General features: G+C 69.1%; 16 protein-coding genes. 4 read left to right on the top strand and 12 right to left on the bottom strand.

All coding sequences use genetic code 11. The annotated features are described in order from the left end of the window. Positions 1 to 458: 458 nt before the first annotated feature. The 3 genes from ABZ898_RS29165 to thyX form a co-directional block, all read right to left on the bottom strand. Complete coding sequence (locus ABZ898_RS29165) at positions 459 to 2,144, bottom strand: ribonuclease J (protein ID WP_361665300.1); 1,686 nt, start codon at positions 2,142 to 2,144, stop codon at positions 459 to 461. A 155-nt stretch (positions 2,145 to 2,299) separates the two neighbouring features. Then, positions 2,300 to 3,199: a 4-hydroxy-tetrahydrodipicolinate synthase gene (dapA, locus tag ABZ898_RS29160; RefSeq protein ID WP_361665298.1), complete on the bottom strand. Its 900-nt coding sequence runs from the start codon at positions 3,197 to 3,199 to the stop codon at positions 2,300 to 2,302. A 233-nt stretch (positions 3,200 to 3,432) separates the two neighbouring features. Next, positions 3,433 to 4,161 carry an FAD-dependent thymidylate synthase gene (gene thyX / locus ABZ898_RS29155; RefSeq protein WP_361665296.1) on the bottom strand — a complete coding sequence of 243 codons (729 nt, stop codon included), beginning with the start codon at positions 4,159 to 4,161 and terminating at the stop codon, positions 3,433 to 3,435. Between the two features lie 217 nt (positions 4,162 to 4,378). Here thyX and ABZ898_RS29150 point away from each other — a divergent pair, with 217 nt between their 5' ends. Next, on the top strand, positions 4,379 to 4,612 hold the full coding sequence (locus ABZ898_RS29150) for a hypothetical protein (protein ID WP_361665294.1): 234 nt from the start codon (positions 4,379 to 4,381) through the stop codon (positions 4,610 to 4,612). 92 nt (positions 4,613 to 4,704) lie between these two features. Further along, positions 4,705 to 5,259 (top strand): hypothetical protein, encoded by a 555-nt coding sequence (locus ABZ898_RS29145; RefSeq protein WP_361665292.1) that lies wholly within the window; start codon positions 4,705 to 4,707, stop codon positions 5,257 to 5,259. 64 nt (positions 5,260 to 5,323) lie between these two features. Here the strand turns inward: ABZ898_RS29145 and ABZ898_RS29140 are convergent, their stop codons facing one another. The 5 genes from ABZ898_RS29140 to rpsO all read right to left on the bottom strand — a co-directional run bounded on the left by ABZ898_RS29140 (position 5,324) and on the right by rpsO (position 10,773). Continuing rightward, entirely contained in the window at positions 5,324 to 5,776 is a 453-nt protein-coding gene (locus tag ABZ898_RS29140; protein WP_361665290.1) for a hypothetical protein, read from the bottom strand. Positions 5,777 to 5,789: 13 nt separating this feature from the next. Beyond that, entirely contained in the window at positions 5,790 to 6,542 is a 753-nt protein-coding gene (gene dapB / locus ABZ898_RS29135) for a 4-hydroxy-tetrahydrodipicolinate reductase (RefSeq protein WP_361665288.1), read from the bottom strand. Positions 6,543 to 6,580: 38 nt separating this feature from the next. Further along, on the bottom strand, positions 6,581 to 7,960 hold the full coding sequence (locus ABZ898_RS29130; protein WP_361665286.1) for a pitrilysin family protein: 1,380 nt from the start codon (positions 7,958 to 7,960) through the stop codon (positions 6,581 to 6,583). Beyond that, positions 7,957 to 10,176, bottom strand: a complete 2,220-nt coding sequence (locus ABZ898_RS29125; protein ID WP_030816849.1) for a polyribonucleotide nucleotidyltransferase — start codon at positions 10,174 to 10,176, stop codon at positions 7,957 to 7,959. The genes ABZ898_RS29130 and ABZ898_RS29125 overlap by 4 nt, the downstream gene beginning before the upstream one ends. 309 nt (positions 10,177 to 10,485) lie before the next feature. Further along, on the bottom strand, positions 10,486 to 10,773 hold the full coding sequence (gene rpsO, locus ABZ898_RS29120) for a 30S ribosomal protein S15 (protein ID WP_030816847.1): 288 nt from the start codon (positions 10,771 to 10,773) through the stop codon (positions 10,486 to 10,488). Between the two features lie 295 nt (positions 10,774 to 11,068). Between rpsO and ABZ898_RS29115 the strand changes: the two genes are divergently transcribed. Continuing rightward, the gene (locus ABZ898_RS29115) at positions 11,069 to 11,365 is read left to right on the top strand and encodes a DUF397 domain-containing protein (protein ID WP_361665282.1); all 297 of its coding nucleotides are present in this window, start codon (positions 11,069 to 11,071) and stop codon (positions 11,363 to 11,365) included. A 73-nt stretch (positions 11,366 to 11,438) separates the two neighbouring features. Here ABZ898_RS29115 and eccD read toward each other — a convergent pair whose 3' ends face one another. Next, a complete protein-coding gene (eccD, locus tag ABZ898_RS29110; RefSeq protein WP_361665279.1) occupies positions 11,439 to 12,941 on the bottom strand; it encodes a type VII secretion integral membrane protein EccD in 1,503 nt (500 codons plus the stop codon). A 194-nt stretch (positions 12,942 to 13,135) separates the two neighbouring features. Here eccD and eccCa point away from each other — a divergent pair, with 194 nt between their 5' ends. Further along, positions 13,136 to 17,101: a type VII secretion protein EccCa gene (gene eccCa / locus ABZ898_RS29105; RefSeq protein WP_361665277.1), complete on the top strand. Its 3,966-nt coding sequence runs from the start codon at positions 13,136 to 13,138 to the stop codon at positions 17,099 to 17,101. A gap of 100 nt (positions 17,102 to 17,201) precedes the next feature. Here the strand turns inward: eccCa and ABZ898_RS29100 are convergent, their stop codons facing one another. The 3 genes from ABZ898_RS29100 to ABZ898_RS29090 form a co-directional block, all read right to left on the bottom strand. Further along, the gene (locus tag ABZ898_RS29100; protein ID WP_361665274.1) at positions 17,202 to 17,501 is read right to left on the bottom strand and encodes a WXG100 family type VII secretion target; all 300 of its coding nucleotides are present in this window, start codon (positions 17,499 to 17,501) and stop codon (positions 17,202 to 17,204) included. A 63-nt stretch (positions 17,502 to 17,564) separates the two neighbouring features. Then, positions 17,565 to 17,912, bottom strand: coding sequence for a WXG100 family type VII secretion target (locus ABZ898_RS29095; protein ID WP_361665271.1), 348 nt, complete (start codon positions 17,910 to 17,912; stop codon positions 17,565 to 17,567). A 135-nt stretch (positions 17,913 to 18,047) separates the two neighbouring features. Then, entirely contained in the window at positions 18,048 to 19,247 is a 1,200-nt protein-coding gene (locus ABZ898_RS29090) for a S8 family serine peptidase (protein WP_361665302.1), read from the bottom strand. Positions 19,248 to 19,336: the final 89 nt, after the last annotated feature.

Genomic DNA, 19,336 nt, shown 5'->3' with positions numbered 1-19,336 from the left:
CGACTCTATCAGATCTTTTTCCGATCCGATTTCCTCGGTGCTTTCCAGGTTCTCGCTTTCGCGTTTCCCTTTCCGGCGGTTCCGACTCTATCAGACCCTTTCGGCGTCTGATTCCCAGTCAGAGGGGGTTGTCTTCCCGGCCCGCTGGGCCGTTCCGACGTCTCAAACCTTAGCGGATCAACCCCGGCAGTTCCTAATCGGGCTGCCGGCCCCATTCGAATTGAATTCGGACGCGCCGAAAGCAGTCCCGAACGGGAGTCGAACCTGTTGGTGTGAGTGCCGCTGTCGCGGCGGAGGTGCCACCACAGAACCGTTACGGCTCCGGGGCAGACCAAGAACTCTACGGATCGCCCCAGGGCGTGTCAACCCGCCCTGTCAAGATTTTTTTGGCGGGGACGTACCTGGGGCCCCTCGACTGGTGTCGAGGGGCCCCAGGTGCAGGTCAGAGCGTCGGAGGATCAGACCTCGACGACGACCGGAAGGATCATCGGGCGTCGGCGGTAGGTGTCCGAGACCCACTTGCCGAGCGTCCGGCGGATCAGCTGCTGGAGCTGGTGGGGCTCCACCACGCCGTCCTGGGCGGACCGCTCCAGCGACTCCGTGATCTTCGGGAGGACCTCCGCGAAGGCGGCGTCGTCGATGCCGGAGCCACGGGCCTGGATGTGCGGACCACCCGTGATCTTGCCGGTGGACGCGTCCATCACCACGAAGACCGAGATGATGCCCTCGTCGCCGAGGATCTTGCGGTCCTTCAGCGCGGGCTCGCGCACATCGCCGACCGAGAGGCCGTCGACGTACACGTAACCGGCCTGGACCTTGCCCGCGATCTTCGCCTTGCCCTCGACCAGGTCGACGACGACGCCGTCCTCTGCGATGACGATGCGGTCGTGCGGGACGCCCGTCGCGGCGCCCAGCTCGGCGTTGGCGCGCAGGTGGCGCCATTCGCCGTGGACCGGCATGAGGTTCTTCGGGCGGCAGATGTTGTAGAAGTACAGCAGCTCGCCGGCGGACGCGTGGCCCGAGACGTGCACCTTGGCGTTGCCCTTGTGCACGACGTTGGCGCCCCAGCGGGTCAGGCCGTTGATCACGCGGTAGACCGCGTTCTCGTTGCCGGGGATGAGGGACGAGGCCAGGATGACCGTGTCGCCCTCGACGATGCGGATCTGGTGGTCCCGGTTGGCCATGCGGGACAGGGCCGCCATCGGCTCGCCCTGCGAACCCGTGCAGACCAGGACGACCTTGTCGGCCGGCAGGTCGTCGAGCTGCTTGACGTCGACGACCAGGCCCGGCGGGACCTTCAGGTAGCCGAGGTCCCGGGCGATGCCCATGTTGCGGACCATGGAGCGGCCGACGAAGGCGACCTTGCGGCCGTACTTCTGGGCCGTGTCCAGGATCTGCTGGATGCGGTGCACGTGGCTGGCGAAGCTCGCCACGATGATGCGGCTGTGCGCGCCCGCGAAGACGTTGTCCAGCACGTTGGTGATGTCGCGCTCGGGCGGGACGAAGCCGGGTACCTCGGCGTTCGTGGAGTCCGAGAGGAGGAGGTCGATGCCCTCCTCGCTCAGGCGCGCGAAGGCGTGCAGGTCGGTGAGACGGCCGTCCAGCGGGAGCTGGTCCATCTTGAAGTCACCGGTGTGCACGACCATGCCGGCCGGCGTGCGGATGGCGACCGCGAGGGCGTCCGGGATGGAGTGGTTGACCGCGACGAACTCGAGGTCGAAGGGACCGACCCGCTCGCGGTCGCCCGCCTCCACCTCCAGGGTGTAGGGGCGGATGCGGTGCTCCTGGAGCTTGGCCTCGATCAGCGCGAGGGTCAGCTTGGAGCCGATGAGCGGGATGTCCGGCTTCTCGCGCAGCAGGTAGGGGACCGCGCCGATGTGGTCCTCGTGGCCGTGCGTGAGGACGATGCCCTCGATGTCGTCGAGGCGGTCCCGGATGGACGAGAAGTCCGGCAGGATCAGGTCGATTCCGGGCTGCTCCTCCTCGGGGAAGAGCACTCCGCAGTCGACGATCAGCAGACGGCCGTCGTACTCGAAGACCGTCATGTTCCGGCCGATCTCACCGAGACCGCCGAGGGGCGTGACGCGCATGCCGCCCTTGGCGAGCGGCGGCGGCGGGGCCAGTTCAGGGTGCGGATGACTCAAAAGACTCTCCTGACCACACACGCCACGTACCGGTGGGCACGTGGCGCGCGTGACGTTCAGTGCGTGCGGTTGTCATGAGGGGTGCGGGCACCGGGGCGCCCGCTATGCGGTTGGGTACTGCTTTTGTGTGGCTCGGATGGTGCTGAAGTCTGTTGTCAGAGCTGTACCCCGCCGGCAGCAAGATCGATCTTGAGCTGGGCGATCTCCTCCGGGGAGCACTCGACCATGGGCGCGCGCAGGGGTCCGGCGGGCAGGCCCAGCAGGGCGAGCGCGGCCTTGGTGGTCATGACGCCCTGGGTGCGGAAGACGCCGGTGTAGACCGGAAGCAGCTTCTGGTGGATCTCCGCGGCCTTGACGACGTCGCCCGAGGTGTAGGCGTCCACGAGGGCGCGCAGCTCGGGGGCGACGAGGTGGCCGACGACGGAGACGAAACCGACCGCGCCCACGGAGAGCAGGGGGAGGTTCAGCATGTCGTCGCCGGAGTACCAGGCGAGGCCGGAGCGGGCGATGGCCCAGCTGGCGCGGCCGAGGTCGCCCTTGGCGTCCTTGTTGGCGACGATCCGGGGGTGCTCCGCGAGGCGGACCAGGGTCTCGGTGCTGATCGGGACGCCACTGCGGCCGGGGATGTCGTAGAGCATCACCGGGAGGCCGGTGTTGTCGGCGACGGCCGTGAAGTGGCGGTACAGGCCCTCCTGCGGGGGCTTGTTGTAGTAGGGCGTGACGACCAGGAGGCCGTGGGCGCCGTCGCGCTCGGCCTGGCGGGCCAGTTCGAGGGTGTGGTGGGTGTCGTTGGTGCCGACTCCGGCCACGACGCGGGCACGGTCGCCGACCGCTTCCACGACGGCTCGTACGAGGTCCGATTTCTCCGCGTCACTGGTGGTGGGTGACTCGCCGGTGGTGCCGTTGACGATCAGGCCGTCGTTGCCTGCGTCCACCAGGTGGGCGGCGAGCCGCTGCGCGCCGTCGAGGTCAAGTGCGCCGTCCGCCGTGAAGGGCGTGACCATGGCGGTGAGGACCCGCCCGAAGGGGGTCTGCGGAGTCGAGGTCGGAGCCATGGGTGACACGCTACTCGGTACTGGATCCATGGTCTGCCCGTGGGGTGTCGGGAAAGTCAGGACAAACGCGGGTCAAACTCGCGACCGGAAAGGAGCCCGGCACTGCCTGCTCGGGGGTTCAAGCAGTGCCGGGTCCGTTTGATCAGGCTAGATGAACTTCTCTAAATGCCGCAATACGGACACTTCGGGTGGGCGATCCGTACATCCGTTCCGCGCGGGGGAACAGGGCTTCGCTACGGGGCCACCCGGCCGTTGGCGTTGAAGGCGGCGTACGTGAGCGGCATCAGACGCGCCCACTCGGCCTCCATCTTCTCGCCCACCATCTCGATCTCCCGCTGCGGGAAGGACGGCACCTTGGCCAGCTCGTGCTGGGTGCGCAGCCCGAGGAAGTGCATCAGGGAGCGGGCGTTGCAGGTGGCGTACATCGAGGAGTACAGGCCGACCGGCAGGGCCGCGCGGGCGACCTCGCGGGCCACGCCCTCGGCGAGCATCTTCTGGTAGGCGGCGTACGCCTGCTCGTAGGACTCCGTCAGGGAGTCGCGCACGGCGTCGTACTGCGCGGGGCTGCCCTCGACGAAGACGTACTTGCCCGGGCGGCCCTCCTGGACCAGCTTGCGGGAGGTGTCGGGGACGTAGAAGACCGGCTCGAGCTCCCGGTAGCGGCCCGATTCCTCGTTGTACGACCAGCCCACGCGGTGCCGCATGAACTCGCGGAAGACGAAGATCGGCGCACTGATGAGGAAGGTCATCGAGTTGTGCTCGAACGGGCTGCCGTGACGGTCGCGGACCAGGTAGTTGATGAGGCCCTTGGAGCGCTCGGGGTCCTTCCGCAGTTCGTCCAGGGACTGCTCGCCCAGGGTGGAGACACGGGCGGCGAAGAGGACATCGCTGTCCGACGCGCTGGATTTCACCAGCTCGACGGTGACATCGCTGCGGAGCGTGAGCGGCTCGGGGGTGGTCACTGAGGTCCTTCCATCACTTCTGCGGTTTGCGCCCACCATACGGGGCACGCGCACCGGTCAGAGCAACACCTCACCTCAAAAATCGCATCCAGCGGTTTTCGGGACATGGGCACCTTTTGGGTCACCCGCGCGTCTACAGGGGTGAGGTCGCTCCGGTGAGGCTGTTTCCCCAGCTCCCGACAGCTCCCGCACACCCCCGGAAGGAGATCCACCCCCGATGTTCCGTCGTCGTGAGCCCGTACCCTTCGCCTTCATCGCCGAGGCCGACAGGTTCCGCGGCAATGTCACTCCCCCGCCCCGGCAGCGCGCGTCCCGCGGTGAGCGGGCCGGGCGCGGGCTGCTCATGCTGACCCTGGTCGCCGGGATAGTCGGCGCGCTGGTCGTCGGCATGCCCGCGCTGTCCACCCCGTCGGAGCCGCCGGCCGGGCAGTCGCAGGCGCAGGGACACTGAACTCGTACGGCCTCGCACGGCTGGTGAGGCGGACCACGGGCGGATAGCCTCACCGGGCACACGCCCGTGCCAGGACCTTGCGAGGAACCGCCGTGCCCCTGCCCTTCCTGACGGCCGACCGCACTTTCGAGGCGGACGACGAGAGTTCGCTGCCGTACGACGACCGGGACCGCTGGCGGCGCCCCTACCGCCCCGGCCCGTGGCGGGTCGGCGGAGTGGCGCTGGGCCTGCTGTTCTCGTCGTTCGTGCTGTTCGGGGCGGTGCTGACCGCACTGACCGGCACCACGGCCTCCGCCGGGTTCATCTTCCTCTTCGCCGCGGCGATCATCCTCAGCGCGCTGCGGGTGCTGCGCATGGGTGTCTGGGTGAGCGCGCAGGGGCTGCGCCACGTCGGCTTCCTGGTGACGCGGACGGTGCCCTGGCAGCGCGTGGTGTCGCTGCGGACGGCCCAGCAGCCGGTGCGCTGGCTGGGGCTGCCGCGGACCGTGCAGGGCCAGGCGCTGACGCTGGTCCGGGACGACCGCGCGCCCGACGACACTCCCCCGCTGCTCACCACGCACACCCTGGACTTCCTGAACCGTCCCGCCGGTTTCGACCTCGCCTCGGACACGATCGAGGCCTGGGCCGCGGAGTGCCGGCGCGGCTGAGTCCGTACCCACGCCGAAGGGGCCGCTGCGCGACTGCGCGGGCGGCCCCTTCGGCGTCGCGGGGTCAGGCCGGGATGTGCCGGCCGTCGTGCAGGGCGATGGCGCGCTGCATCGTCCTGCGGGCGCGCGGGGTGTCCCGGGCGTCGTGGTAGGCGACGGCGAGGCGGAACCAGCTGCGCCAGTCCTCCGGCGCGGCCTCGGTCTCGGCCTTGCGCCGGGCGAACACCTCGTCGGCCGAGTCGCGGTCGATACGGCCGTCGGGGGTACGGCGCAGCTCGTCGACGGGCAGGCCGCCCTCGGCCTCCAGTTCGGCGGCGAGCTGGTTGGCCTTGCGGACGAACTGGGTGTTCTTCCACAGGAACCAGACACCGATGACCGGCAGGATCAGCACCGCCACCCCGAAGGTGACGGTGAGGAGCGTGCCGGACTGGATGAGCATGACGCCGCGGCTGCCGACCAGGACGAAGTAGAAGACCAGGACGGCGGCCGTGACGAGATAGGTGATCTTCGCGCGCATGAGGTAGGGGTACTCAGCCCAGGTCGAGGAAGTTTTCGAGGCCGAAAGTGAGGCCCGGAGCGGACCCCACCCGGCGCACACCGAGCAGGACGCCCGGCATGAAGCTGCTGTGGTGCAGCGAGTCGTGGCGGAGGGTGAGGGTCTCGCCCTCGCCGCCGAGCAGGACCTCCTGGTGGGCCAGGAGGCCGCGCAGCCGGACCGCGTGCACGGGCACGCCGTCCACGTCGGCGCCGCGGGCGCCGTCCAGCGCGGTGACCGTGGCGTCCGGGGCCTCGGCGGTGCCGGCCTCGCGGCGGGCCTCGGCGATGAGCTGGGCGGTGCGCGTGGCGGTGCCGGAGGGGGCGTCCACCTTGTTCGGGTGGTGCAGCTCGATGACCTCGACGGACTCGAAGTACGGCGCGGCGATCTGCGCGAACTTCATCGTGAGGACGGCGCCGATGGAGAAGTTCGGGGCGATGAGCACGCCCGTCTCCGGGGACAGGTCGAGCCAGCCGCGCAGCTGCGCGAGGCGCTCGTCGGTCCAGCCGGTGGTGCCGACAACCGCGTGGATGCCGTGGCGCACGCAGAAGTCGAGGTTGCCCATGACCGAGGCCGGGGTGGTGAGGTCGACGGCGACCTCGGCGCCGGTGTCCACCAGCGTCTCCAGCTTGTCGCCCCGGCCGAGGGAGGCCACCAGCTCCATGTCCTCGGCGGCCTCGACGGCCCGTACCGCCTCCGAACCGATGCGGCCGCCTCCACCGAGGACCGCCACGCGCAGCTTGCTCATCTCTTCGTTTCCTTACCGCAGTCGATGTGCCGGGTGGGTCAGGCGACCGCGTCGTTCAGCCGGGCCGCCTGCTTGTCCTTCAGCGGGCCTATGACCGACAGCGACGGGCGCTGTCCCAGGATGTCGCGGGCGACGGAACGGACCTCGTCCGGGGTCACCTCGCTGATCCGGGCCAGCATGTCGTCCACGGACATGTGGTCGCCCCAGCACAGCTCGCTCTTGCCGATACGGTTCATCAGCGCGCCGGTGTCCTCCAGGCCGAGGACGGTGGCGCCCTTCATCTGGCCGATGGCGCGGCTGACCTCGTCGTCGGTGAGACCGTGCTCGGCGACCTGGTCGAGTTCGTCGCGGCAGATCTTCAGCACGTCGTGCACCTGGCTCGGGCGGCAGCCCGCGTACACGCCGAACAGGCCGCAGTCGGCGAAGGCGGACGTGTAGGAGTACACGCTGTAGGCCAGGCCGCGCTTCTCCCGGACCTCCTGGAAGAGCCGGGAGGACATGCCGCCGCCGAGGGCGGTGTTGAGCACGCCCATGGCCCAGCGGCGGTCGTCGGTGCGGGCGAGGCCGGGCATGCCGAGGATGACGTGCGCCTGCTCGGTCTTGCGGCCGACCATCTCGACGCGGCCCGCGGTGCGGAGGGTGCGGCTGCCCGCGCGCGGGGCGATGGGCAGCGCGGCGCTGTCGCCGAGGGCGCCCCCCTTCTCGAAGGCGGCGCGGACCTGGCGGACGACCTTGGCGTGGTCGATGTTGCCGGCGGCGGCGACGACGAGGTGGGTCGGGTCGTAGTGCTTCCGGTAGAAGCGCCGGATGCGGTCGGCGGTGAGGGCGTTGACCGTGTCGACCGTGCCGAGGACCGGGCGGCCGAGCGCGTTGTCGCCGAACATGGTGTGCGCGAACAGGTCGTGCACGCAGTCGCCGGCGTCGTCCTCGGTCATGGCGATCTCTTCGAGGATCGCGCCGCGCTCGACGTCGACGTCCTCCTCGCGGATCAGCGAGCCGGTCAGCATGTCGCACACCACGTCGATGGCGAGCGGCAGGTCGGTGTCGAGCACGCGTGCGTAGTAGCACGTGTACTCCTTGGCCGTGAACGCGTTCATCTCGCCGCCGACCGCGTCCACGGCGGCGGAGATGTCGAGGGCGGAGCGCTTGCCGGTGCCCTTGAAGAGCAGGTGCTCCAGGTAGTGGGTGGCGCCGTTGAGCGAGGGGGTCTCGTCACGGGAGCCGACGTGCGCCCAGATGCCGAAGGTGGCCGAGCGCACGGAGGGCAGCGTCTCGGTCACGATGCGCAGGCCGCCGGGGAGGGTGGTCCTGCGCACGGTGCCGATGCCGTCCCTGCCCTTGATCAGGGTTTGGGTACGGGCGACGGCCCGCCCCTCCGAGGAGGTGCGGGCCGTCGCCTTGAAGCTACGGGACGTCACTGGTCGGCGTCGTCCTTCTTGTCGTCCGAGCCGTCCTCGCCCTCGATCACGGGGATGAGGGAGAGCTTGCCGCGGGAGTCGATCTCGGCGATCTCGACCTGGACCTTCTGGCCCACACCGAGGACGTCCTCGACGTTCTCCACGCGCTTGCCGCCGGCGAGCTTGCGGATCTGCGAGATGTGCAGCAGACCGTCCTTGCCGGGGAGCAGGGAGACGAACGCGCCGAAGGTGGTGGTCTTCACGACCGTACCCAGGTAGCGCTCGCCGACCTCGGGCATCGTCGGGTTGGCGATGCCGTTGATCGTGGCGCGGGCGGCCTCGGCGGACGGTCCGTCGACCGCGCCGATGTAGATCGTGCCGTCGTCCTCGATCGTGATGTCGGCGCCCGTGTCCTCCTGGATCTGGTTGATCATCTTGCCCTTGGGGCCGATGACCTCACCGATCTTGTCGACCGGGATCTTGACGGTGATGATCCGCGGGGCGTTCGGGGACATCTCGTCGGGCCGGTCGATGGCCTCCATCATCACGTCGAGGATGTGGAGACGCGCGTCGCGGGCCTGCTTGAGGGCCGCGGCCAGGACGGAGGCCGGGATGCCGTCCAGCTTGGTGTCGAGCTGGAGGGCGGTCACGAAGTCCTTGGTGCCGGCGACCTTGAAGTCCATGTCGCCGAAGGCGTCCTCCGCACCGAGGATGTCGGTGAGGGTGACGTAGTGCGTCTCACCGTCGGCCTGCTCGGAGATCAGGCCCATGGCGATACCGGCGACGGGGGCCTTGAGCGGCACACCGGCGTTCAGCATCGACATGGTGGAGGCGCAGACCGAGCCCATGGACGTCGAACCGTTGGAGCCGAGGGCCTCGGACACCTGGCGGATCGCGTAGGGGAACTCCTCGCGCGTCGGCAGCACCGGCACGAGGGCGCGCTCGGCGAGGGCGCCGTGGCCGATCTCGCGGCGCTTCGGGGAGCCGACGCGGCCGGTCTCGCCGACGGAGTACGGCGGGAAGTTGTAGTTGTGCATGTAGCGCTTGCGCGTCACCGGGGAGAGGGTGTCGAGCTGCTGCTCCATGCGGAGCATGTTCAGGGTGGTGATGCCCAGGATCTGGGTCTCGCCACGCTCGAACAGCGCCGAGCCGTGCACGCGCGGGATGGCCTCGACCTCGGCGGCGAGCGTACGGATATCCGTGACGCCGCGGCCGTCGATGCGCTTCTTCTCCTTGATCACACGCTCGCGGACCAGCTGCTTGGTCAGCGCGCGGTAAGCGGCGGAGATCTCCTTCTCGCGGCCCTCGAACTCCGGCAGGAGCTTCTCGGCGGCCAGACCCTTGACGCGGTCCAGCTCGGCCTCGCGCTCCTGCTTCCCGGCGATGGTGAGCGCCTGGGCGAGCTCGGGCTGCACGGCCTTCTTCAGCGCCTGGTACACGTCGTCCTGGTAGTCCAGGAAGATCGGGAACTCGCCCTCGGGCTTGGCGGCCTTGGAGGCGAGGTCGGCCTGGGCGCGGCACAGGACCTTGATGAAGGGCTTGGCGGCCTCGAGACCGGCGGCCACGACCTCCTCGGTGGGCGCCTCGGCGCCGCCCTCGACCAGCTTGATCGTCTGGTCGGTGGCCTCGGCCTCGACCATCATGATCGCGACGTCGCCGTCCTCCAGGACGCGGCCGGCGACCACCATGTCGAAGACGGCGTCCTCGAGCTCGGTGTGCGTCGGGAACGCGACCCACTGGCCGCGGATCAGCGCGACGCGGACGCCGCCGATCGGGCCGGAGAAGGGCAGGCCGGCGAGCTGCGTCGACGCGGACGCGGCGTTGATCGCCACGACGTCGTACAGGTGGTCCGGGTTGAGCGCCATGATCGTGGCGACGACCTGGATCTCGTTGCGCAGGCCCTTCTTGAAGGACGGGCGCAGCGGGCGGTCGATCAGGCGGCAGGTGAGGATCGCGTCCTCGGAGGGGCGGCCCTCGCGGCGGAAGAAGCTGCCGGGGATCTTGCCGGCGGCGTACATGCGCTCCTCGACGTCCACCGTGAGGGGGAAGAAGTCGAGCTGGTCCTTGGGGGCCTTGGAGGCGGTGGTGGCCGACATCACCATGGTGTCGTCGTCCAGGTACGCCACGGCGGAACCGGCGGCCTGCTTGGCCAGGCGGCCCGTCTCGAAGCGGATGGTGCGGGTGCCGAAGGAGCCGTTGTCGATGACGGCCTCGGCGTAGTGGGTCTCGTTCTCCACTAGCGTTCTCTCCTCGTCTTCGTCCCGCTCGCCCGTGTGGCGGGGGGACGGTGGTGGGAGAAGCGCTCCGTCCGGGCGGACCGGTCTTCGATCGAAGCACCCAGGGGATCGCTTCCCCCCTGGGAGCCACTACCGAGGACCGGCGGCGGCGCGATGCGCGTCTCCTCGTTCTGTGTCGTACGTGATGCGTTGTGTGCCAACACCCTACAAAGGGGGAGTGACACTCCGCACGTTCCCGCACGTACAGCGGGCACATACAGCAAAAGGAGCGGCTCCCGACTGACTCGGGAACCGCTCCCTCATGGCGACTTACTTGGCGCCGGCCGCACCGCGGCGGATGCCGAGGCGGTCGACCAGGGCGCGGAAGCGCTGGATGTCCTTCTTGGCCAGGTACTGCAGCAGGCGGCGGCGCTGACCGACCAGGATGAGCAGACCACGGCGGGAGTGGTGGTCGTGCTTGTGGGCCTTGAGGTGCTCGGTCAGGTCGGAGATCCGACGCGAGAGCATGGCGACCTGGACCTCGGGGGAGCCGGTGTCGCCCTCCTTCTGGCCGAACTCGGCGATGATCTGCTTCTTCGTAGCGGCGTCGAGAGACACGCGTACTCCTCATGATGGTGGTGCCGCCGAGTGCCCCCGGTCTGAATCTCGGGGGAGCTTCCGTTACTCGGGAGGCGGGGACTCGCTGAGCGCGGCCTCCGGAGCGGGGCTCCGGGGGTGCGTACACGAACGGCCGTCACTCAGGGTACCAGCAGCTCGGCATCGACCGGACGGGGTGCTACGCGCCGGGAGCGGGGCGGCTTTCCGTCCCGAATCGCCGACCAGGCAGAACCCCGGACAGTATCGTGCGTCCCAGCTCACCGGCGGGACCCGCCGGAGAAGGGACGACGCCGCGATGGCCGACACCGACAACATGGAACTGAAGGCTCGCAAGGAACGGGAGCGCGACGAGCTGTACGCACTCGACATCACGGACGTCGAGTGGCGCTGCGCTCCGGGTGCCGAGGAGCACGAGGAGCGGGTCGAGATCGCGGACCTGCAGGACGGCGCGGTGGCGATGCGCTCCTCCCTTGATCCGGACACCGTGCTGCGCTACACGGCGGCCGAGTGGCGGGCCTTCGTGCTGGGTGCCCGGGACGGGGAGTTCGATCTGCGCCCCATGGAGCACAACGGGGGCCTGACCGCCGACTGATCAGAGCGACGGACGGGCGGCACCTGTGGTGCCGCCCCGTCCGCGTGTCCAGGCCCCGCCGCGGGCCGGGCCGTCAACTGGTCATCGCCCGCGCCTGCGCGTACACGTCGAACACCGCCAGGGCCAGCGGGATCAGCGTCAGCAGGACGAAGCTCTCGGCGATCTCGAGGAACCGGCCCCAGAACGGCGTGACACCTCGTCGCGGGATGATCAGGGCGATGGCCGTGACCAGCGCGATCGCTCCGCCGACCGCCACGGCGAGCCAGACGCTGCGGATGTCCAGGCCGGCGGTGTCGCCCTGCGCGGCGTCGATCAGGTAGGCGTGGGGCGGGTTCAGCGCGAGCCCGAGACCGAGGAAGACGATGCTCGAGAGTCCGGCGGCGAGGGTGGCGGCCACCTGAGCGGTGTAGCGGAAGAGGTGTGCGCGCATCAGCATCGCGACACCGGTCGCAAGGGCCAGCAACTGCGCCCAGAGGTTGCTGGAGAAGCCGAGCACGATCGACGCGCCTACGGCGAGCAGGGCGCAGCCGCCGACAAGACCGACGAGGAGTTCGTGGCCCCGCCGGGCCCGCGCCGCGATCTGCTTGGTGTTCACCGGCTCCTTCGGCGCGGTTTCACCGGTGCTGTACGAGCCACGGGACGGGTTCGGCGGTTCAAACCCGATGGGCAGCCGTGCGAAACGCATCGAGAGCCCCGGCAGGAAGGCCAGAGCCACGACCGACAGCGGCGCGCAGACGGCGGCCGTCTCGATCGGCCTCAGGTCGGCGAGGATCGCGATGAAGGTGGTGGCCAGGCCGGTCGCGGAGGCGAAGACCAGGGCTACGAAGGGACTGTCCCCGCTCGGTGAGATCAGGGTCAGCACCACGGACGCGACGAGGACCGCCGCGCAGGCGAGCAGGAACTGGAGCCGCCCGATGCCCTGCCCCTCGGACAGCGGCAGCAGTCCGGACCCGGCGACGGCCACGTTCGGCAGCGCCCCCAGTCCGAGGGACACCGTGGAGCCCCGGTCGTCGTAGACCCGGGCGCGCACGCAGGCAACGGTGGTGAGCAGCACGGCGGCGACGGCGGCGATGACGCCCTGGAGGCTGTGCATGTCGTGGCGGATCTGGGAGTTCCAGGCCACGAAGGCGAGCAGCGCGGGCAGGATGCCGCCCGCCACGAGACCGGCCGAGCGCGTCAGGTCGCCACTCCACAGGGTGCGGTCGCGGGTGACGGCCGCGGCCACCGCCTCGGAGACGTCGTCGAGCACGGCCGGCGGCAACGACTCGGCGAACGGGCGCAGGGTGAGGAGTTCGCCGTCGAGTATGCGCTGCGCCGCGAAGGACCGCGCTCCGTCGAGGACGGTGCCGTCCCTGCGGACGAGGTGGTAGCCGACCGGGGCGCCCTCGGCGGGACTCTGCCGGGAGAGTCGCAGTATCTCGGGATACAGGTCGGCGACCGGCACGTCGTCGGGCAGGGCCACGTCGATACGGCTGTCGGGCGCCACGATGGTGACGCGGCAGAAGCCGAACCCGGTACCCGCGCCGGAGAGGGTCCCGGCACCCGGTCCGCCCGTCGTGCCGACTGTCACGCTCACCTTCTCGTCCCCCTGTTACCCCTGCGAATTGCCCGGTTTTCCCGGAGCGATTCGCAACTGCTCACGCGTCTCAACGGCACCCTACCGCGCAGCGTCAGGCGCGGTTGTCAGTAGGATCGCGCTTCGCGATCGACGTTCGCCTGGCACGGGGCGGCGAACGAAAAATCTCGGTCCGGCAAGGGAATTGGTGCGTAGTGAGCCACATCGTCGTCAAGCGCCCGCCGCGGGCACTGCCGAAGGAAGTGCCCACGGACGAGGTTCTGCTCGAGGCTCCGCCGGAACTGCCGCGGGGTCAGCAGGAAAGCGCCATGATGCAGCTCCTGCCCATGCTGGGCATGGGCGGATCGGTGGTGTTCTTCTTCAACCCGCAGGCCCAGCCCTTCATGAAGATCATGGGCATGGTCATGGTCGCGTCCACCGTCGCCATGGGCATCGCGATGCTGGTCCGCTATCGCAGGGGCAGCCAGGGCCAAGTGGCCGACATGCGCCGGGACTATCTGCGGTACCTGTCGCAGACCCGCCGCGCCGCCCTGGAGACGGCTCGTGCCCAGCGCGACGCGCAGTACTACCTGCACCCTTCGCCGGAGCAACTGTGGGCGCTGGTCGCGGAGGGCAGCCGGGTGTGGGAACGCCGCACATCCGACGAGGATTTCGGGCAGATCCGCGTGGGTCTCGGCGTGCAGGCCCTCGCGACTCCGCTGTATCCGCCGCAGACAGCCCCGGTCGACGAACTGGAGCCCCTGACGGCGGGTGCCCTGCAGCGGTTCCTTGCCACGCACAGCACGCTGGACGACCTGCCGATGGCCTTGTCGCTGCGTGCCTTCTACCACGTGACCATCAGCGGAGACCCGGCCGCGATGCGGGGCACCGCGCGGGCCCTCACCGCCTCGCTCGCCGCGTTGCACTCGCCCGACGACATGGTCATCGCGGTCGCCACCGGCCGTGCCTCGGCACCCGAGTGGGAGTGGGTCAAGTGGCTGCCCCACGCACAGGACATGAGCGTCTCCGACGGCGCGGGCAGCGTGCGCCTGCTCACCACCGACCCGATCGAGCTGGAGGACAGGCTCGCCGGCCGGCTCCAGGGCCGGCCGCGCTTCCATCCCGGCGGTCCGCCGGTCCCCGACCAGCCGCACCTGTTCGTCGTGCTCGACGGGGTGTCCCTGCCCTCCTCCTCGTTGCTCGCCAGCCCCGAAGGCATGCAGGGCGTGACGGTCCTGGAGGTCGTGCCCGGTGACCTCACCGCGGGCCGCGGCGAACTGTCCGTGGTCGTACAGCCGGGGGAGCTCAGCCTGGAGTCGGCGCAGGGGATGGTCTACGAGGGGAAGCCGGACACGCTGTCGTACGAGGCGGCGGAGGCGCTGGCCCGCCAGATGGCACCGCTGCGGATGGCTTCGGGCGGGGACGACGACCAGCCGCTGCTCGCCAACCTGGAGTTCACCGATCTGCTGAACCTGGGCGACGCGGCGTCCGTGGACCCCAAGCGGACCTGGCGCCCGCGCTCCCAGTCGGAGCGGTTGCGGGTGCCGATCGGTCTCGGCGAGGACGGCCGTCCGGTGATGCTCGACCTCAAGGAGGCGGCGCAGGAAGGCATGGGCCCGCACGGACTGTGCGTCGGCGCGACCGGTTCCGGCAAATCCGAGCTGCTGCGCACACTGGTGCTCGGTCTGGCCGTTACGCACTCCTCCGAGACGCTGAACTTCGTCCTAGCCGACTTCAAGGGCGGCGCCACGTTCGCGGGAATGGCCCAGATGCCGCACGTGGCGGCCGTGATCACCAACCTCGCGGACGATCTGACCCTCGTCGACCGGATGGGCGACTCGATCCGGGGCGAGCTCAACCGCCGCCAGGAGATGCTCCGCGACGCGGGCAACTACGCGAACATTCACGACTACGAGAAGGCACGCGCGGCGGGCGCGGCGCTCCAGCCGATCCCCTCCCTCGTGCTGGTCATCGACGAGTTCAGCGAACTGCTCACCGCGAAGCCGGACTTCATCGAGATGTTCGTACAGATCGGCCGCATCGGCCGGTCGCTCGGTGTACATCTGCTGCTGGCCTCGCAGCGGTTGGAAGAGGGCCGCCTCCGCGGACTGGAGACCTATCTGTCGTACCGGATCGGTCTGCGGACGTTCTCCGCTGCCGAGTCGCGGGCCGCGCTGGGCGTTCCCGACGCCTACGAGCTGCCGAACGTCCCGGGTTCCGGCTTCCTGAAGTTCGGCACCGACGAGATGCTGCGGTTCAAGGCGGCCTACGTCTCCGGTGCGTACCAGTCGAGTTCGCAGCAGGCCGCGGCCATCGGTGGCGCTCTCCCCGTGGACCGCAGGCCGGTCCTCTTCACGGCGTCCCAGGTGCCGGTGCGGTACGCGTCGGTGCCGCGGCAGCGTGAGGAGGAGCCGGAGGAGAAGAAGGACGACGCCCTCGCCGACACCGTGCTCGACGTGATCGTGCGGCGGCTCGAGGCTCAGGGCCCCTCCGCGCACCAGGTGTGGCTGCCCCCGCTGGACAGCCCGCCGTCGCTGGACACCCTGCTCCCCGGTCTCGCCCCGGTGCCGGGCCGCGGCATGACGCAGCCGGGGTACGAGGGAGCGGGCCGGCTCGTCATCCCCGCCGGACTCATCGACAAGCCGTACGAGCAGCGCCGTGATCCGCTCTGGGTCGATTTCGGCGGCGCGGCCGGCCATATGCAGATCATCGGCGGTCCGCAGTCCGGCAAGTCGACGCTGCTGCGTTCGATCATCGCCTCGTTCGCGCTCACCCACACCCCCACCGAAGTGCAGTTCTACGGGCTCGACTTCGGTGGCGGCGGTATGGCCTCCCTGGCCGGTCTCCCCCATGTGGGCGGCGTGGCCTCGCGACTGGACCCCGAGAAGGTCCGGCGCACGGCGGCCGAGGTGTACGGCGTCATGAGTCGGCGCGAGGAGTACTTCCGGTCCGCCGGTATCTCGTCCATCGCGGAGTTCAGGTCCCGCCGGGCGCGCGGTGACATCTCGGTGGCCGACCAGCCCTGGGGCGACGTGTTCCTGGTGATCGACGGCTGGGGCAACTTCCGCGCGGACTACGAGAACTTGGAACATCTGATCCTGGACATCGCGGCCCGCGGTCTGGGATACGGCATCCACTTGATCCTCACAGCCTCCCGGTCCATGGAGGTTCGCGCGAACCTCAAGGACCATCTGATGAACCGCCTCGAACTGCGGCTCGGCGACCCCATGGACTCCGAGATCGACCGCAAGATCGCGGCCAACGTCCCCACGGGTGTGCCCGGTCGCGGTCAGACACCGCGGAAGCAGCACTTCATGGCCGCTGTTCCCCGGATCGACGGACTGTCCTCGGACACCGACCTGGCGGAGGCCACGACCGCGCTCGCGACGGAGGTAAGCCGTCACTGGCAGGAGCCCGGCGCTCCGGAAGTGCGCCTGCTGCCCCGCGAGTTCCCGGCGGTTCAGCTGCCGGCAGGCGACCGGTTCCCGGCGCAGGGCGTCTCCTTCGCCCTGGACGAGAACAATCTCGAGCCGGTCTTCGTGGACTTCGAACAGGACCCGTTCTTCCTGGTGTTCGGCGAGAGCGAGTCGGGCAAGTCGAACCTGCTGAAGCTCCTGATCAAGCGGATCACGGAGCGCTATGACGGCAAGAGCTGCAAGCTGTTCGTGGTCGACAACCGCCGCTCGCTGCTCGGGGTGACCCCGCCATCCCACCTGGCGGAGTACATCCCCATGTCGAACCAGATGCAGCACCACATGGATGCCCTGGCCGACCTGATGCAGCGCCGCACCCCGACGGCCGACGTGACCGCCGAGCAGTTGCGGGAACGGAGTTGGTGGCGGGGCCCCACGGTGTACGTCGTCATCGACGACTACGACCTTGTGTCCACATCGAGCGGCAACCCGCTGGCGGGGCTGACGGAGCTCCTGCCGTTCGCACGCGATGTCGGTGTCCGCTTCATCATCGCGCGGTCCACCGCGGGCGCCGGGCGGGCCGGTTACGAGTCCTTCATGCAGCGCATCAAGGAGCTCGGGGCCCAGGGCGTGGTCCTCGCGGGCGATTCCGGCGAGGGTGACCTGCTGGGTGGTGTGCGGCCGCGGCCGATGCCAGCGGGCCGGGGCACCTTCGTGTCGCGCAAGCAGGGCAAGCCGATGGTCCAGATCGGTCTGGAAGAGCAGTAGCCGCCCTGGGCCGCCAAAACGGCCCAGGGCCCGGAACGGCAACAGGGTGGGCGCCTCCCGTGCGCGCCCACCCTGTGTCTGTACTGCGGCGAGTCTCTCCCTACAGGAAGTAGGAGGATGCCTTCTTGTCGCCTCCCATGTACGTACCGCCCGACTCGCCGACGACGTGGCCGATGCCGGTCAGGGCCTGGTGAATGTCCTTGGCTTCCTTGTCCCAACGGTGCAGCTTGTCGTTGAAGGTGCCCTGGGCCTGGCCCTCCCAGTACTGGAGGCTGCTCGCCACCATGGCCCTGAGTTCACTCAGATCGGTCTCGAGCTGCTTCGCCTCGTTTCCGATCTTGGTAGCGGCGAAGTCGAGCCCGTCATAAGTTACCGACAGACCCTCGTTGTTGTTGGCCATGCTCAATTGCCTCTTCTCGCTGGTGCGTGCCTATGGGCGTGCTGCCGGGTTTCCCCGGTTCGCTCAGTAGGAGCTGAGGGCGGACGACGGGACCGAGGGCGCGCCGTCCTGGATGTCGATCTTGTTGACGGACGCGCGCACCTCGTCCTCCTTGCTGTCCTTGATCTGACGCGTCGCAGTCATGGCGTCGACGACGTCACCGAGGATGTTGCCGATGTTCTGCAACGACTGGTTGATCTCGGCCTGCTTCTTGTCGAAGGCGGCACGGCCGATGCCCTGCCACTGACCCTCGAGGCCGTCGATCACGCCCTGAAGCGAGTGCACGCGCTTGCGGATGCCCTCGAACTTCTCGTACATCTTCTTCTGCAGGTCGACTACCGCTGCGTCTTCAAGCCGCTGCTTGTCAGCCATGTCAGTCCTTTCGCTGTGTGTCTCTCGGGGCCATGTGTCCCTGCCCACCGTCGTCCGGTACGGCGTACCGCGCGACGCTGACCACGCTCTGAACGCTCTAATCGCACCGCACAGGGCGGCGGACGACCACCGAGGTCACCGGGCCCGCCGGGCCCGCGTGAACGCCGCGGCCGCGCCGCCGATCACCAATACCGCGGCGACGGCACCGAGGGCGATCCAGAGGGTGTTGCCGCTGCCGCTCGACGATTCCACGCCGGGTCCCGCGGCGGAGGTGCTTTTCGGGGGCTGCGACTGGGAGGGGGTGGAGGAAGTCGGGGTGGACGCCGACTTGGCCAGCACGTCTCCGCCGTTCTCCTTGGCGAGGGGGTCGACGGCCGCGGGACCGGGGTCGTAGTTCCTGTTCGCCAGCACGAGCCGCGGGCGTACCGCGCCGTAGCCGAGGTACGTGCTCGGATCCTTCTTCGGCCAACTCCTGCCGGCCGTGTCGATGAGGGCACGGGTGACCTGGTTCACGGTCCAGTCGGGGTGGGCGGACCAGATGAGGGCGGCGGAGGCGGAGACGATGGCAGTGGCCGAACTCGTACCGTTCACATCGTCGCAGTACGCCTTGAAGCTTGCGTCACACCAACCGGGGAAATCCTGACCGGGTGCGGCGAAGTCCACATAGCCCCCGACGGAGGAGAACTTCGACACCGTGCCCTCCTCGTCTGCCGAACTCACTCCGACGACATAGGGGAAGGAGACCGGGTAGCCGAGGGAGTTCTGTGACTTCTTTCCGTCGTTGCCGACGGCGGCTATCAGCAACTTGCCCTTGGAGGCGGCGTATTTGACTGCATCTCTCTCCCTGGGCAGAGGCGCCATACCACCAAAGGACATGTTGATGATCTTGGCGTCGGAGTCGGCCGCTGCCCTGATCGCTTCTTCGGGTTCGGGCGTCTTCCTCCGTTCCTCCGCGCCGCCCTTCAGCCCCCCCAGTGCCACACGGTAGGGGACGATCTTGGCACCAGGAGCCAGCCCCTTGAGGCCGCCTCCCGCTCCTGTGCCGGCGATCAACTCCGCCATGGTCGTACCGTGGCCGAGATAGTCGTCCGTCGCACGGTACGCGACAGCCTTGGGAACCTCATCGGTGAGAATCTGCCCCTTGAGGGAAGGAGTGTCCGCCTTCACGCCACTGTCGATGACAGCAACCTTCACCCCCTTCCCCGTGCTGACCTTCCACATCTGCTCTGCCTGCATCGGCCCCAAGTACCACTGCTTCGACTGCACATCGCCAGCAGCGGCGTTCGGAGCGAAGCCCACAGACGCGACGGCCAGAACGCCCACGGCCGCGCCCAGAACGCGCACTCGCTCCCCACAGCGCGCCCTCGGGAACGTAGTCCGATCAGGTCGCCGACCACTGCCTGACTTCATCGTGTTCCGTGTCC

Origin of the sequence: Streptomyces sp. NPDC046860, assembly GCF_040645115.1 — a bacterium.
Classification (GTDB): Bacteria; Actinomycetota; Actinomycetes; order Streptomycetales; family Streptomycetaceae; genus Streptomyces.
The sequence above is the reverse complement of the archived record's forward strand: the minus strand, read 5'-3'. Positions and strand labels throughout refer to the sequence as shown.

What these genes read in the sequence shown, in the direction of transcription:
- dapA (WP_361665298.1), bottom strand. Translation starts at nt 3,199, where the DNA reads ATGGCTCCGACCTCGACTCCGCAGACCCCCTTCGGGCGGGTCCTCACC.
- ABZ898_RS29150 (WP_361665294.1), top strand. Translation starts at nt 4,379, where the DNA reads ATGTTCCGTCGTCGTGAGCCCGTACCCTTCGCCTTCATCGCCGAGGCC.
- ABZ898_RS29140 (WP_361665290.1), bottom strand. Translation starts at nt 5,776, where the DNA reads ATGCGCGCGAAGATCACCTATCTCGTCACGGCCGCCGTCCTGGTCTTC.
- dapB (WP_361665288.1), bottom strand. Translation starts at nt 6,542, where the DNA reads ATGAGCAAGCTGCGCGTGGCGGTCCTCGGTGGAGGCGGCCGCATCGGT.
- ABZ898_RS29115 (WP_361665282.1), top strand. Translation starts at nt 11,069, where the DNA reads ATGGCCGACACCGACAACATGGAACTGAAGGCTCGCAAGGAACGGGAG.
- ABZ898_RS29100 (WP_361665274.1), bottom strand. Translation starts at nt 17,501, where the DNA reads ATGGCCAACAACAACGAGGGTCTGTCGGTAACTTATGACGGGCTCGAC.
- ABZ898_RS29095 (WP_361665271.1), bottom strand. Translation starts at nt 17,912, where the DNA reads ATGGCTGACAAGCAGCGGCTTGAAGACGCAGCGGTAGTCGACCTGCAG.